Below are 14,625 nucleotides of genomic sequence, written 5' to 3' on the forward strand. Positions count from 1 at the left end.
TACCCTCCAGTAAAGCAAATTGCCTTGAAACCGCATATTTTCAGCTTTAGTTGAGCTCTTGTAGTGCGCGTTGAAAAGCATCAAAATTCGCCCGCAGCGATGCCTTTTTGTCATCTCTGCCTTTTCTGGCGTTCAATTATGCCACATGCCCAAAAAGGAGGCACGCCTTGGCCCTGCTCCACTCGCGCAAGCTGATCTACCTTGACGAGATTGCACGCGCCGGATCGATCCGCAAAGCGGCAGACCGTCTCAATGTGTCCTCCTCGGCCATCAACCGCCAGGTCCTTGCGCTGGAAGAGGAATTCGGGGTTCCGCTGTTCGAGCGGCTGCCGCGCGGACTGCGCCTCACCGCGGCGGGAGAGCTTTGCGTGGAACATATCCGCAGCGTCCTGAAAGACTATGCGCGGCTGGAAACCCGGATACGGGCGCTCAAGATGCCGCAGGCGGGGCAGGTGTCGCTGTCGACGACGGTCGGGCTCGCCTCGGGCCCGCTGCCGGAAATCATCTCCAAATTCATCGAGAAGAACCCGCGCGTGCACATCAAGCTGCGCAGCGACGGCGGCACGACGACGGTCAATCCGGTCCTCACCGGCGAGGTCGATATCGGTCTCGGCTTCAACATCGCAACGACGCCCGGTCTGCGCACGCTGGCGACCTTCGACATCCCGATCGGCGCGGTGTTCCCCCCCGACCACAGGCTGGCGCAGGAAACCGGGCCGGTCGACCTGGTCGACGTCGTTCAGGAACGTCTGGTTCTGGCCCAGTCGGGCACCAGCCTGCGCGACGTGATCAATCTCGTGCTGTCCTCCGTCCCGATCCCGGTGGAACCCGTCCTGGAGACGAATTCTTCGGAAACCGTCCGCCAGCTGGTCCGGCGCGGCATCGGCATCAGTCTGCTCAATCCACTCGACGTGATCGCGGAATGCCGGCGGGGCGAACTTGTGTTCCGCCCGCTGAACGCGGCGCGGGGCCAGCATCAGCCGATGAAGCTGTTCACCCGTGCACGCGCCTCGGCGGATGCGGCGACGAGCCTGTTCATCGAGTTTCTGATTCAGGAACTCGTCGCACAGGTGGAGGAACTGCAGAAAGAGGGCAGCCTGCCGGTTTGACACCTCCTCGCCGGCGGAACGCTTCCGGCACCGGCACTTCACGGATAGGCTGTGCAGCCAGAGACCAAACCGCTCCTCCGCGCCGTCCCGGACCTGCCCCAAGGCTTGCCCCTAGACCCCGGCGCAAGGCCGGGGAAACAAACTTTGGGGGCGCAAGGCCGGGGAAGCAAACTTCGGGGGCGCAAGGCCGGAGAAACCAAATGCCGGGGGAACAGAGAGGCGACGGCGCTGGACCGAGCCGTGTGCGCGCGCGAAAGATCAGTCCGGGCGGTAAAGGCCGGCGAGCGGGTAATTGGCGAAATCGCGCAGCATTTCCAGAAAGCGGCCTGCCTGATACGCGCTGATCACCGCCCCCTTCTCCGCCGTGCCCTTCGACGCATCGCCGACCACACCGGCCGGATTGAGGTCGTGGGCGATCCACGCCAGAGCGTGCGGAGGGGTCGGCTGAATGTAGTTCGACTGCTTCAGCATGTCTTCGGCCTTCGACACGAAGTTTTCCGCCTTGTCCATCCGCACCAGTTCCGGGCGGAAATGGAGCATCAGCGACGTCTCGACCTCGCCGCCGTGAATGCCGAATTTGGATTCGTGAGCAGAGATGAGACCCTCCGGATGGCCGAATCGTCCCCAATGGGTCACCAGGACCGCCATGTCGAACCGGACGCGCAGTTCCCGGGAGACAATGCTGATGATGTCCGTGTTGCCGCCATGCGAATTGACGATCACCATCTTGCGGATGCCCGCCTCGAAGACTTTCTGACCGATGGCGGTCCACATCGGAATCAGCAGCTCGGCACCGAAGGACAGAGTGCCCGGTCCGTATTTGTGCTCGTTCGCCTTGCCGATTTCCTGGACGGGCAGCACCAGAATGTCGAGGTCGTCCGGAAGCTGCCTGCGCGTTTCAGCCAGCATTCCGTCCGCAATGGCCACGTCGGTCGCGATCGGCAGGTGGGGCCCATGCTGTTCCGTCGAAGCGGTTGGCAGGATGGCAATGACACGCTCCGGATCGAGCCCGGCAAAATCCGCAGCATTCAGTTCGTTCCAGAAAAATTGCTTTGCCATCTGTTGCGCCCCACTCGTCATCCCGCGATCCGGTCTTGATGGCGTAGGCAAGTCAGCGGCACATGAAAAGCATCATTATGTCCGCAGGCCGATGCCTTTTTGTGTGCGGGCGAACGCACGCGTCAATGGCCGCGAGACCCTTCACCAGCGGAATTACCGTGTTATCCGGCGGCTCGGGACCCGCGGCAGGGGCGCCCCCTGCTGCTGGCGGGCGCGCTCCTGCCCCGGCCCGAAATTCCGGTCTTCGCCCGGCAGGCATGGCGGAACTTATCCCCATTCCTCCACAGCAGCGGATGCCTTGACCCGGTTTTTACAGGCGCGGGAGGGCAGCGGTCACAATTATTCCATAGATGTGCTGCGGGATAGACTGCGGGGCAAAGGACGCGACCCGGGAGATATGGGCCCGGGTACCATGAAGATGGGTGACTGACATGTTTTTGGCTTTCTTCGCCGGAGCCGTGATGTATGGCGCCGTCACGCTTGTCTATCTGATCGTGGCCTCGACCAGGGTCCGGGCCGGCCGCCCCGGCAACCCTTTCCAGCTGATGGGGGATCTGGTCGCCGCGGTATTCTGGCCGGCCACGCTTGTAGTGCTGAGCCTGTCCGCAATGCGCCCGAACCGCACGCATTCCCGGCGTTTGGCCTGATCCAGAGCCGGATTCCGCGCCATGGCGCTAATTTCATCAATTGCATGTTTTTCGATTAAGCTGCTGTTTTATCGGCATCTTTATTTATGACTATTTTTCTCAAGTTTATAATCATTCCAAAAAAAATTTGACTAACTGTTCAAATTTTCTTCCAATGACGGTGTGAGCTTCCTCGACCAACGAAGGCGGCCGCGCCAGAAAACGATCGCCAACCTTCCGGAGATCTCCATGACCCAGACCAAAGCCGGCTCCGATATTGCCGCCGGGCGCTTGCCTGAGGACGCATACGCTGACAATTTCAGCGACCTGCACCCGTTGCTGGAACCGCATGAGGCACGGGTCGAAGCCGACCGCTGCTACTTTTGCTACGATGCGCCCTGCATGCAGGCCTGCCCGACCAGCATCGACATTCCGCAATTCATCCGCCAGATCTCGACCGGCAACCCGACCGGGTCGGCGAAGACGATCTTCGAGCAGAACATCCTCGGGGGCATGTGCGCCCGCGTCTGTCCGACGGAGACCCTGTGCGAACAGGTCTGCGTGCGCGAAGTGGCGGAAGGCAAGCCGGTGAAGATCGGTGAACTCCAGCGCTACGCCACCGATCACTACATGGCCGGAAACGACACCACGCCGTTCACCCGCGCCGCGCCGACGGGCAGGAAGATCGCCGTTGTCGGCGCCGGTCCGGCCGGGCTTTCCTGTGCCCACCGCCTGGCGGTTCACGGCCACGATGTCACGTTGTTCGATGCCAGGGACAAGGCCGGCGGCCTCAATGAATTCGGCATCGCGTCCTACAAGTCGGTCGACGATTTCGCCGCCCGGGAAGCCGACTTCATTCTCTCCATCGGCGGCATCGAGCTGAAAACCGGGATGCGCCTGGGCGACACGCTCGATCTGGCCGGCCTGCGCGCCGAATACGACGCGGTCTTCCTCGGCATCGGCCTGGGCGGGGTCAACGCGCTCGGCATCGACGGCGAGGACATGAGCGGCGCGCTCGATGCAGTCGACTACATCGCCGACCTGCGTCAGGCCACCGATCTCTCCCGGCTGCCTGTCGGCCGCCGTGTCGTCGTGATCGGCGGCGGCATGACCGCTGTCGATATCGCGGTTCAGACAAGGTTTCTTGGCGCGGAGGATGTGACCATCGCCTACCGCCGCGGCCAGGACCGCATGAACGCCTCGGAATATGAGCAGCATCTGGCCCAGACCAATGGCGTCAGGATCGTGACCTGGGCACAGCCGAAGGCGCTGGTCAGCGCGAATGGCGCGGTCACCGCGGTCGAGCTGGAACGAACCGAGGACCGGAGCGGCATGCTGGCCGGGACGGGAGAAACCATCACGCTGCCCGCGGACATGGTGTTCAAGGCCGTCGGCCAGACGCTGGTGCAGACAGATCTCGGCGGGGCGCTGGACCTGGAAAAGGGCCGCATCGTGGTCGATGCCGACCGCAGGACCAGCCTTTCGGATGTGTGGGCCGGTGGCGATTGCGTGTCCGGCGGCGAGGACCTGACGGTCACCGCCGTCGAGGACGGAAAGATTGCCGCCGAAAGCATCAACGCCGCCCTGAGCGCCTGATACCACCAGGCGTTCGGCGCCCCGTATTTTGAGGGAGAGTTCCCATGGCTGACTTGCGTACTGATTTCATCGGCATCAAATCGCCGAACCCGTTCTGGCTGGCCTCCGCGCCGCCGACCGACAAGGAATACAATGTCGTCCGCGCCTTCAAGGCCGGCTGGGGCGGCGTCGTCTGGAAGACGCTGGGCGAGGACCCGGCGGTCGTCAATGTCAACGGACCGCGCTACGGCGCCATCCACGGCAAGGATCGGGAGTTGATCGGCCTCAACAACATCGAGCTGATCACGGACCGGCCGCTTGAGGTGAACCTGCGCGAAATCAAGCAGGTCAAGCGGGACTGGCCGGACCGGGCACTCGTCGTATCGCTGATGGTCCCGTGCGAGGAACAGAGCTGGATCGACATCCTGCGCAAGGTCGAGGACACCGGCGCGGACGGGGTCGAGCTCAATTTCGGCTGCCCGCACGGCATGAGCGAACGCGGCATGGGTTCCGCGGTCGGACAGGTACCCGAATACATCGAGATGGTCACACGCTGGGTCAAACAGCATTCGCGCATGCCCTGCATCGTCAAGCTGACCCCGAACATCACGGATGTCCGCAAGCCTGCCCAGGCCGCCCGTGCCGGCGGGGCGGACGCGGTCTCGCTGATCAACACCATCAATTCGATCGTCGGCGTCGATCTCGACATGATGGCTCCGGCGCCCACGGTCGACGGCAAGGGCGCCCATGGCGGCTATTGCGGTCCGGCCGTCAAGCCGATCGCGCTCAACATGGTGGCTGAAATCGCGCGTGATCCGGCAACCCACGGCCTGCCGATCTCCGGCATCGGCGGCGTCACGACCTGGCGCGACGCGGCGGAATTCATGGCGCTCGGCTCCGGTACCGTCCAGGTCTGCACAGCGGCCATGACCTACGGCTTCAAGGTCGTTCAGGACATGATCGACGGCCTCAGCGACTGGATGGACGAGAAGAACTACACCTCAGTCGACCAGTTCATCGGCTCCGCCGTGCCCAACGTGACCGACTGGCAGTATCTCAACCTCAACTATATCGCCAAGGCGAAGATCGATCAGGATCTGTGTATCCAGTGCGGCCGCTGTCACATTGCCTGCGAGGACACGTCCCACCAGGCGATCACCAGCATGGTCGACGGCGTCCGCAGATTCGAGGTCATCGACGAGGAATGCGTCGGCTGCAATCTCTGCGTCAACGTCTGCCCCGTGGAGAACTGCATCACCCTGGACCCCATGGCCGCCGGCAGCATCGATCCGCGCACGAAGAAGCCGGTCGAGAAAGACTACGCCAACTGGACATCCCATCCGAACAATCCGATGGCCGTCCGGCAAGCTGCCGAATAGGCGGTCAATCGGACCGGTCACAAGAAACGCAGGCAGGTTTGGAACTTGCCTGCGTTTTTCATTCCGAACACTCGCCGGAGGGATCACAGTCGGGGCACAGTTGAGGTCACAGGCCGGACCTTTGATCAAATCACCCGCAAGCCGGTCGCGACCTGCGTGTGGCGCCGGAGGTCCAGGTCATCGACCGGCTGCGGCCTGCTGAACAGGAAGCCCTGCAGATAGTCACAGCCCTCGTCGACCAGAAACGCCTTTTGCGCTTCGGTTTCGATGCCCTCTCCAACGGTCTCCATGCCCATCACCTTTGCCAGCCCCAGCAAGGACCGCACCAGCAGGTCGGCCTCTTCATCCTGACCGATGCGTGAGACAAAACTCCGGTCGATCTTCATCTTGTCGAACCTGAACTTGTGCAGATAGCTGAGGCTGCAATAGCCGGTTCCGAAATCGTCGATCGCCAGACCGACATTCAGGTCGCGCAGTTTCAGGAAGGTCTCCTGCGTGAGCGGATTTTCCTCCAGAAGCAGATCTTCGGTGATTTCCAGCACCAGCCGGTCCGGCGGAAACCCGTGTTTTCTCAGCAAGGCGCCGACCTGTTCGGCAAATTTCGGCGCCTGGATCTGGCTGGTGCAGACATTGACCGAAATACCCGCCGTTTGCCACTGGCCCGCATCGCGGAGCGCGCGGTCCAGGACCCAGGCGCCGATTTCCGGCATCAGCCCCGCTTCCTGGGCAACGGGCAGGAACAGGGCCGGCGAGACAAGCCCGCGCCGCGGATGACGCCATCGGATCAGGGCCTCGCACGACGCAACTTCGTCAGATCCGGCCGTCACGATCGGCTGGTAGAAGACCTCGAACTCCTCGTTCCTGAGGGCCGCATCGAGTTCGACACTGATTTCGCGTTGCTCGCGCAGGAAATCGTCCATCCGTTCATCGAACATCCGAAAGGTGTTTTTCTGTTCCTTCTTGCTGCGCTGAAGCGCAATATCAGCCGCGCGGACCATGCCGATCAGTGTCTCACCATGCTCGGGGAACCTTGCAACCCCCGCGCTTGCGGACGAGCCGATCCGCTTGCCCTCGACTTCCACCGGCCTGCGCAGAGCGCTGAACAGTTGTTCGATCTCGGCCAGGGCTTCCGCCTCGCTCTCCCACCGTTCCGTCAGGATCAGGAATTCGTCGCCACCGATGCGTCCGAGCAGATCATAGGGTCCAAGCGACTGCTGGATGCGTTCGACTTGCGCAATGATCAGACGGTCCCCAACGGAATGCCCGTGAATGTCATTCACCTGTTTCAGATTGTCGACGTCAATATAAACGAGCCACGCCCCCGTGCCCCTTTCGGCACACAGCGCCAGCCGTTTCGCAGCGACAGAGTGCAGGTACGCGCGGGAGGCGCAACCGGTCAGGGAATCGTGATTGGCCGCATATCGTGCCTCCCGTTCCCTTTGCGCGAGCCTGAGCTTGGCCCTGGCATTCTGCCGCAGCGCGATCATGGCCATCGCGAGGATGACGCCAAGGGAGATGGCCAGAATGGGGATCGAGGACACGATGATCGCCGATGCCCTGCTCACGGGATACCAGGCGAGGTATCCCAGAGCCGTGCCGCCGTCATTTGCGAGCGGAACACCGATCATTCCGTCCGGGATCTGTCTGTTGAAAGTCAGGTTGTCGAGCGACAGGTTGGCCAGCAACTGGTTCAGATGCGCTGCGTCGATCGCGAAAGTGGACACCAGGATGTTCGGCGGCGCCTCCACCATCTCGATCCCGCCCGGGTCGGGCACGATCGCGAACGCGGTGACGATGTGCGGCGTGCCATCAATTTCGACAATTTTCACACCGGAAACATCCGACAAATTTCCGGCAAACCGGATTCCGCCGGACGTGGACCTGACAAGAGTGGCCAGGTAATTGGCGCGTATCTTCGCAAGGATCCCTTCTATCCGCCCGCCGATCTTCTGGACGTAATAGTCCGGCATGTTCGCGGCCGAATGATCTGCTGCAAAAATGACCGCCCCGCCGCCATCGACGAGCACAGTCTGGTCCTGCACAAAATCCAGCGCCATGTCGACGCCGAAACGCTCCCTGATCCAGGCCTCCGAACGTCTGGTTTCGATATGCACATAGGCGGCATTGGACGCGGCATAGCGCTCCATTTCTTTCAGAAGCGCCAACTTGTGGTTTTCGAAGACACGACTGACCGAACTGATTTCACGTTGCGCTGCCGCACGTTCAGCCACGACGATCTTGAACAGAACCAGGCCAAAGGAAAAAATGACGGCGCAGAACATCAACAGAACCACGAGACTGGACGACAATCCGAAGATTGCGGATGCCGAACGGCCGGTTTCAAGATCGGCTTTCTTTTCGGAAACGAAATCCCGTTCCAGTTTTGCCGTCCCGGCAGACAGATCCCGCATGTCAGTTCCAAAGCCCGTCTGTGGTGCAAGCCATCTATTCTGCCCGAAAAACGCTTAATTTTCTGCCCTCGGCAATCTTGACGAGGGCATTGCCATTTATACGTGTATCAGAATCATTGCTATTTCTGGGTGAAGTTTTGTTCCGAAGGTTTCCGGACACGCCTTGCCGCAGGCTCAAACGGTTGGGATTGATTATGCGGGGACGAAGCGCGAAGGTGTACGGCCCTCACACCTGAACATCAGGACACGACATGCAATCGTCTCGAATACTGCTGACGGCCTCGATCAGCCTGTGCACCCTGATCGGCCTCTGGGGTGTCATCGACCCCGCAGGGCTGCTGGCGATCGCCAGTGCCATCGTCAGTCAGTATTTCCTCAGCAGAGGCTGGTTCGTGATGCTCTCCGTCACGATCATGCTGCTGTTCTGCCTCGCTCTGGTGTTCACCCGGGTGGGAGATATCCGCCTTGGCGAGGACTGGGACCGGCCGGAGTATTCCACGCCGACATGGATCGCGATGCTGTTCGCCGCCGGCATGGGCGTCGGCCTGCTGTTCTGGGCCGTCGCCGAGCCGCTGACCCATTTTCACGTCATACAGGAGGCGCTGCCCACACCGCTCGCCGCCGAACAGGCGCTGCTGGCCGCCAATTTCAACTGGGGCATTCACGCCTGGGCCGTCTATGGAACGACCGCCCTCACCATTGCCTATTTCAGCTTCAGGCGGCAGACGCCGATGCTGGTCAGCGCGCCGCTGAAGAACCTTTTCCCCGGCGAGATGTGGGCGGAAGTCGTTGGCTGGCTTTCCGATTTCATGGCGATTACCGCCATCGCGATCGGCGTTGCGGGATCCGTCGCCATGGGCGTCTACCAGGTCGCGGACGGTATCTCCGTTCTCACAGGCAGCGAGACAGCCGGACCGGTTCTGATCATCACCGTGTTTCTTCTGATGATCGCCGCCTATATCCCGCCGCTTCTGGTCGATCTCGGCAGCGGAATGGCCCGGCTCTCCAATATCGCCATGGCGCTTGCCATCGCGCTCGTGGCCTACGTCATCATCATGGGCCCGTCCGAATTCCTGATGAATTCGATCATCGGCGGCATCGGCAATTATGTCGCCGTCGTTATCCCGCGCGGCCTTGAGACCTTCACTTTCTATGGCACCGAAACCGGCAAGTGGTTTCAGGACTGGACATTGACCTACATGGTCTGGTGGATCGCCTGGGGGCCGTTCGTGGGCGTGTTTGTCGCCCGGATCTCCAAGGGTCGCACCATCCGGGAGTTCGTGCTCGGTGTCCTGGTCGGGCCGACATTGTTCTCCACGATCTGGTTCGGGGCCTTCGGCGGGATCGGCATCTTCGAGGCACTCGAAGGCCGGGGCGAATTGCTGGCCATGACGCAGACCAATGTCGAGCGCATGACCTTCGCTCTGCTCGAGCGGTTGCCGTTTTCCACCGTGACCACCCTTGCGACGATCGCCGCAGCGTTCCTGTTCATCGTGACCAGTGTCGTCAGTGCTGCCTTCGTGCTTGGCATGTTCTCCACCGGCGGCAATCAGAACCCGAGCGTCCGGGTGAAGGTCACCTGGGGCCTGCTGCTGGGTGTGCTGGGCGCGGCCATGATCCTGTCCGGATCCGCCAAGGCCATGAAAACCCTGATTTCTCTGGGAGCGCTGCCGTTCGTGTTCATCACGGTGCTCCTGCTTGCCTGTCTGGTCCGCGCGCTGATCGTGGACCTGCGAAAGGAGACCGTCCGTGCTAACAGGTGACTTTACAGATACGATCTTGAACCTGGGCACCTTCGCCTTTATCGGCGCCATGGTCTGGCTGGTCGTGCGCAAGGGGCCGGACGGCACGCCCTGATGAAAACCGGAGGTCTGTCCGGCAAAGGTGGACCGGAAAGCGTGAAGCCGCCCGATGGGGCGGCTTCGTGTTGCAGTCCTGAGGACAGGCTCAGAGCTTGTCGGTGACAGCCGTCGTGGTGGCGCCTTCCGGCTCTTTGGTGATGACCGGGTCGGAGCCGCCGGCCAGCAGCGACTTCACCGTGCGCTCATAGGCTTCCATGTCGAGTGTGCCGTCGGAGCCGTCGACCAGCTTGTTGATCTCGCCAACCATGCGGATCTGGTGCTTTTCGGTCTGGGCGCCGGTGGCGTCGTTTTCAAGGACGATTTCGGCGGCCTCTTCCGGGTGCTCGGCCGAATAGGCCCAGCCCTTCATCGACGCCTTGACGAACCGGGCCAGCTTGTCGACCATTTCCGGATCTTCAAGGCTGGACTCCAGCGCATACAGACCGTCTTCCAGTGTCGCGACACCCTGGTCTTCGTACTTGAAGACGATGAGGTCTTCCTCCGGAATGCCGGCATCGATCACCTGCCAGTATTCATTGTAGGTCATGGTGGAGATGCAGTCGGCCTGCTTCTGCAACAGCGGATCGACATTGAAGCCCTGCTTCAGAACGGTCACGCCACCATCGCTGCCGTCGGTCGCGATACCGAGCTGGCTCATCCAGGACAGGAACGGATATTCGTTGCCGAAGAACCAGACGCCGAGGGTTCTGCCCTTGAAATCATCCGGCGAGGTAATTCCGGATTCCTTGAGGCAGGTCAGCATCATGCCGGATTTCTTGAACGGCTGCGCGATGTTGACGAGCGGCACACCCTTTTCGCGCGACGCCAGTGCCGACGGCATCCAGTCGATGATCACGTCGGCGCCGCCGCCGGCGATCACCTGCGGCGGTGCGATGTCGGGACCGCCCGGCTTGATCGTGACATCAAGGCCTTCTTCGTCGTAAAAGCCCTTGTCCTTGGCCACATAGTAGCCTGCGAACTGACCCTGGGTTACCCATTTCAACTGCAGTGTCAGCTCGTCGGCGGCCTGTGCCGCGCCCGCGGTCAGGCTTGCGCCCAGAATCGATGCGAGCGCCAGACTTTTCAATGCCTTCATTGCCATTCCCCTACTGGTTATGGGCTGTGCCGGTCCGACGCAGCCCGTCTCTGGTATTTGAACCTTTTGCCGGAGCCGCGTCGAACGGTTTTCTTGCGTTCACGGCATCCTGGCGTCTTGGCCGGAACAGGGCGCCTGGGCATTTTTGCCTTCGCGACGGCCCGCACTGACCAAATGGTCAAGAAAATCTAGAAAGCTGCCATGTGATTGGTCAAGGTTATTTTTTCAGCAAGATGAATTGAGGCACTTTCACGTGGGGAAAGCCGTCCCAACTGACCGTGGACTCCCAAGACAATTCTTCCGGCTTTCCGATGTTCAGCCGTCGCGCCCAGTCTGGCGGCCTGATGCCGACCGGCCGAGCCGTCGTTGACTGACGCCAGAACAAAATCTTGCCGTTACCAATCATCGACATTCAATCTTCTTTGTCGATTTTCCGCATCTCCGGAAATTTTCCATTTATCGCAATTTACATGTATTTCATACAAGTTTTACTACTACTTTACGGAGAGTAAGTTTTTACGCCTGCCTTGATGCTCGAAGGCAGGTTCGATGCCCTTTGAATTTTGTCTTTTTGCTTCACTTTTTCTGAAAAATGCTATCTTGTTACTCTGCATTCAACTTGTATTAAATTTTCGAATGAATGTGGATCGCGAAGAACCGATCGCAAGGCGGGAGCCTGGAGGCCAAGTTGACGGACCAAGTGACTGATCGCACGATCGAGGTGACATCTTCGCCAGCCCCTGGCCAAAGCGGTCGCGACGGCTCCTCGAAATCCGCTCCCCCGAACAATGCCGCCAGACCCAGGGACCGGGCCTCCGGGGTCCGGAGCGATATCGGCACGATCGTGCTGCACTGGACGCTTGTGGTCGCGATCTTCGTCAGTCTTCTGACCGGCCTCAGACTGTCGAGCGACGCGGAAGGGGCCTGGTTTTCAACGCTCTTCGAACCGATCCTGCCCCAGGGCGAGATCTGGACCTGGCACTATGTGTCCGCGATCTTCGTGCTTGCACTCATTTTCGCCTATGCGGCCTACATGTCGCTGGCGCGCCTGAAACGGCGGGTGTCGTCGAAGAAAATTGTTGTCCTGACGCTGCCGGCGAACACCAGGCTGCGCCTCGCCGCGGTGAATGTCATCGCCTACTGGGTCCTGTTTGCCGCCGTTCTCACGCTGACGGTGACGGGTGTTTTGCTGTATCTCGGCCATGGCGGCCTCTGGATCACGGCCCACTACGTTTCCGCCCTGGTGGTGCTGACCTATATCGGCGCACACGTGATCCTGCACTATGCCTACGGCGGCCTGTCGCAGCTACTGCGCCTGTTCCGGCCGCAGAAATTGCGCCGTTTTCCGGGCATGGCCACACATCCGCTCGCGCTGTCCCTCCTGGTCGGAGCGGTCGTTCTCGCAGCGGCCGTGACCATCGATTTCGGCACGCGGGGCGATCTGACGGTTGCCCGGGCCGATGCATTGCCCGAGCTCGACGGCGAATTGAGCGACACGACCTGGGCCAATGCCAGGCCGGTGTTCGTCAGGACGCACCAGGGATCGAACCTCGACGGCGCGGGCACGTCGACGGTCGAGATCCGCGCGGTGCAGGTCGGCGACAAGATCGCCTTTGCCTTCCGCTGGCAGGACGCGACCCGGTCGCTGAAGCGGCATCCGCTGATCAAGCGCGAGGACGGCTGGCACATGCTCAACAACCGCGCTGACATTTCGGACGAAACCGCCTACTACGAAGACAAGTTTTCCGTCGCGTTTTCCAGGACCGACACCTTTGGTGGCGGCGGATCGACCCATATGGGCCCGAAACCGCTCGGCGACAAACCGGCGGCCCTTCACGACCGCGGCCTTCACTACACGACAGATGGCAGCCTGCTGGATGTGTGGCAGTGGAAAGCCTCGCGCGGCGGCATGCTGGGCCGTGTCGACGACATGCATTTCAGCACGCCACTGGCCCCGAACGAGGCTCAGGCCAAAGGCAAGGGCCGCTACAGCGCCGGCTACAGCGCGGACGAAGGCACCTCCTTTTACGTCTACAACTACATGAAAAAATCCGGCTCGGACTATCTTGGAACCGTGGGTGTCCGGCGCCTGCCGATCGACCACCAGAAAACCGCCGCGCGGATGGGAACCGTCGATCTGTCGGTCGAAGCGACCGACGATGAAGGCTCAGCATGGTGGATGTTCGAGGCCGACAGCGTTCCGTATTCGCCGGAAAAGGACGCCGAAATCCCGGTCGGGGCGGTGATTCCCGGCGTGCTGATCCAGGGGGAGTATTCCGGCAGCCGCGCTGATCTTCTGGGTGGATCGAAGTGGCGGGACGGCTACTGGACACTTGAAGTGATCCGCGACATGGACACCGGACACGCCCAGGATCTCGCCATGAAAACCGGGCTTTATGTCTGGCTGGCGGTGTTCGACCACAACCAGACCCGGCACACACGCCACTCGCGGCCGGTGCGGCTGACCTTCAACTGATCCCGCAAACACTCTTCTCGCACTGGACGCCCACTCATGTCGAACAGCACCTGTACGGTCACAATCAACGGCAAGAAGATCAAGGCCAATGTCGGCGACACGCTGATCGATGCCGGCCTCGGCGGCAGGCTTGTCATCCCCCATGACTGCTGTTCGGGCCAGTGCGAAACCTGCCGGGTACGGGTTCTCAGCGGCAAGGTGGACGATCTGGGAACGCGTGAAAAGAACACGGTGCTCGGGTGCCTCGCCGTTCTGGAAGGCGACGCGGAGATTTCCTATGACCCTGTTCCGGTCGTCAGGACCACGAAGGGAACCGTGGAAAGCATCCGCAAGATCAAGGATGATTATCTGGAAGTCCGGATTCGGACGGTGCGGCCGGTCACCTGGCTTGCCGGTCAGTATCTGCGGGCGACCTTCGCAGGCTGTCCGCCCCGCGACTACAGTCCGACGACCCCGCTCAGCCTGGATGCGGAACAGGACGTGATCGTGTTTCACATCAAGGTCTATCCGAACAGTACCGTTTCCTCGAAACTCGGTGCGGACATCACCAAGGGCCATGCCGTCAAGCTGCGCGGCCCCTTTGGCAACGCCTTCCTGCGCCGGCAGCCCGAACCGATCCTGCTGACGTCGACCGGAACGGGTTTCGCGCCGATCTGGTCGATCGCGGTTGCGGTCGGCATGGGCCAGCCGGGTCGCGAGATCCGCATGATCGCCGGTGCCCGCACGCGGGACGGACTTTACATGCGCGATGCGGTCCGCTGGCTGCAGGCACGCGGCATTCCGATCACGCTGACGGCGGGCGACGGCGACAACGAAACCGTCCGGACCGAACGGCCGCATGAGCTGGCCGGCCCGCTCACGCCCGCGCATGTGGTCTATTCGGCGGGCGCCCCCGCCCATGTCGAGGCCATGCGCGAGCTTGCACGCCAGGCCGGCGCGACCTTTTATGCAGATCCGTTCTACGTTGCCGAGGAAGACAGAGGCCTGCTGGCCATTGCAGGCACCCTCCTGAGAAAGGCTTCAGCGCCTTTTTCGGCCGCATCGGCTGGCTGA

The 14,625-nt window shown here is 61.4% G+C and carries 11 protein-coding genes; 7 read left to right on the forward strand and 4 right to left on the reverse strand.

Annotation, left to right across the window (positions count from 1 at the left end; all coding sequences use genetic code 11):
- Positions 1–173: 173 nt before the first annotated feature.
- Complete coding sequence (locus WNZ15_RS04915) at positions 174–1,109, forward strand: LysR family transcriptional regulator (RefSeq protein ID WP_342891860.1); 936 nt, start codon at positions 174–176, stop codon at positions 1,107–1,109.
- Positions 1,110–1,367: 258 nt separating this feature from the next.
- Here the strand turns inward: WNZ15_RS04915 and WNZ15_RS04920 are convergent, their stop codons facing one another.
- Positions 1,368–2,168: a creatininase family protein gene (locus WNZ15_RS04920; RefSeq protein WP_342891812.1), complete on the reverse strand. Its 801-nt coding sequence runs from the start codon at positions 2,166–2,168 to the stop codon at positions 1,368–1,370.
- Between the two features lie 431 nt (positions 2,169–2,599).
- Between WNZ15_RS04920 and WNZ15_RS04925 the strand changes: the two genes are divergently transcribed.
- From WNZ15_RS04925 to preA, 3 genes are all read left to right on the forward strand, one after another.
- Positions 2,600–2,815 (forward strand): hypothetical protein, encoded by a 216-nt coding sequence (locus WNZ15_RS04925; RefSeq protein WP_342891813.1) that lies wholly within the window; start codon positions 2,600–2,602, stop codon positions 2,813–2,815.
- Between the two features lie 228 nt (positions 2,816–3,043).
- On the forward strand, positions 3,044–4,390 hold the full coding sequence (locus tag WNZ15_RS04930) for an NAD(P)-dependent oxidoreductase (protein ID WP_342891814.1): 1,347 nt from the start codon (positions 3,044–3,046) through the stop codon (positions 4,388–4,390).
- A gap of 44 nt (positions 4,391–4,434) precedes the next feature.
- Positions 4,435–5,748, forward strand: a complete 1,314-nt coding sequence (gene preA, locus WNZ15_RS04935) for an NAD-dependent dihydropyrimidine dehydrogenase subunit PreA (protein ID WP_342891815.1) — start codon at positions 4,435–4,437, stop codon at positions 5,746–5,748.
- Positions 5,749–5,873: 125 nt separating this feature from the next.
- On the opposite strand, the gene WNZ15_RS04940 is transcribed toward preA, so the two are convergent.
- Positions 5,874–8,159, reverse strand: coding sequence for an EAL domain-containing protein (locus WNZ15_RS04940; RefSeq protein ID WP_342891816.1), 2,286 nt, complete (start codon positions 8,157–8,159; stop codon positions 5,874–5,876).
- Positions 8,160–8,410: 251 nt separating this feature from the next.
- Between WNZ15_RS04940 and WNZ15_RS04945 the strand changes: the two genes are divergently transcribed.
- The gene (locus tag WNZ15_RS04945) at positions 8,411–9,922 is read left to right on the forward strand and encodes a BCCT family transporter (protein ID WP_342891817.1); all 1,512 of its coding nucleotides are present in this window, start codon (positions 8,411–8,413) and stop codon (positions 9,920–9,922) included.
- A 184-nt stretch (positions 9,923–10,106) separates the two neighbouring features.
- Here the strand turns inward: WNZ15_RS04945 and WNZ15_RS04950 are convergent, their stop codons facing one another.
- On the reverse strand, positions 10,107–11,102 hold the full coding sequence (locus WNZ15_RS04950; RefSeq protein WP_342891818.1) for an ABC transporter substrate-binding protein: 996 nt from the start codon (positions 11,100–11,102) through the stop codon (positions 10,107–10,109).
- 211 nt (positions 11,103–11,313) lie between these two features.
- Positions 11,314–11,508 (reverse strand): hypothetical protein, encoded by a 195-nt coding sequence (locus tag WNZ15_RS04955; protein ID WP_342891819.1) that lies wholly within the window; start codon positions 11,506–11,508, stop codon positions 11,314–11,316.
- Positions 11,509–11,784: 276 nt separating this feature from the next.
- On the opposite strand from WNZ15_RS04955, the gene WNZ15_RS04960 reads away from it, so the two are divergent.
- Together WNZ15_RS04960 and WNZ15_RS04965 are read left to right on the forward strand one after the other, a co-directional pair.
- A complete protein-coding gene (locus WNZ15_RS04960; protein WP_342891820.1) occupies positions 11,785–13,572 on the forward strand; it encodes an ethylbenzene dehydrogenase-related protein in 1,788 nt (595 codons plus the stop codon).
- A 36-nt stretch (positions 13,573–13,608) separates the two neighbouring features.
- Entirely contained in the window at positions 13,609–14,625 is a 1,017-nt protein-coding gene (locus tag WNZ15_RS04965) for a 2Fe-2S iron-sulfur cluster-binding protein (protein WP_342891821.1), read from the forward strand.

Source organism: Roseibium sp. AS2 (genome assembly GCF_038900065.1).
Lineage (GTDB): Bacteria > Pseudomonadota > Alphaproteobacteria > Rhizobiales > Stappiaceae > Roseibium.

What these genes read in the sequence shown, in the direction of transcription:
- WNZ15_RS04950 (WP_342891818.1), bottom strand. Translation starts at nt 11,102, where the DNA reads ATGGCAATGAAGGCATTGAAAAGTCTGGCGCTCGCATCGATTCTGGGC.
- WNZ15_RS04940 (WP_342891816.1), bottom strand. Translation starts at nt 8,159, where the DNA reads ATGCGGGATCTGTCTGCCGGGACGGCAAAACTGGAACGGGATTTCGTT.
- WNZ15_RS04925 (WP_342891813.1), top strand. Translation starts at nt 2,600, where the DNA reads ATGTTTTTGGCTTTCTTCGCCGGAGCCGTGATGTATGGCGCCGTCACG.
- preA (WP_342891815.1), top strand. Translation starts at nt 4,435, where the DNA reads ATGGCTGACTTGCGTACTGATTTCATCGGCATCAAATCGCCGAACCCG.
- WNZ15_RS04920 (WP_342891812.1), bottom strand. Translation starts at nt 2,168, where the DNA reads ATGGCAAAGCAATTTTTCTGGAACGAACTGAATGCTGCGGATTTTGCC.
- WNZ15_RS04965 (WP_342891821.1), top strand. Translation starts at nt 13,609, where the DNA reads ATGTCGAACAGCACCTGTACGGTCACAATCAACGGCAAGAAGATCAAG.
- WNZ15_RS04930 (WP_342891814.1), top strand. Translation starts at nt 3,044, where the DNA reads ATGACCCAGACCAAAGCCGGCTCCGATATTGCCGCCGGGCGCTTGCCT.
- WNZ15_RS04955 (WP_342891819.1), bottom strand. Translation starts at nt 11,508, where the DNA reads ATGTCGATGATTGGTAACGGCAAGATTTTGTTCTGGCGTCAGTCAACG.
- WNZ15_RS04945 (WP_342891817.1), top strand. Translation starts at nt 8,411, where the DNA reads ATGCAATCGTCTCGAATACTGCTGACGGCCTCGATCAGCCTGTGCACC.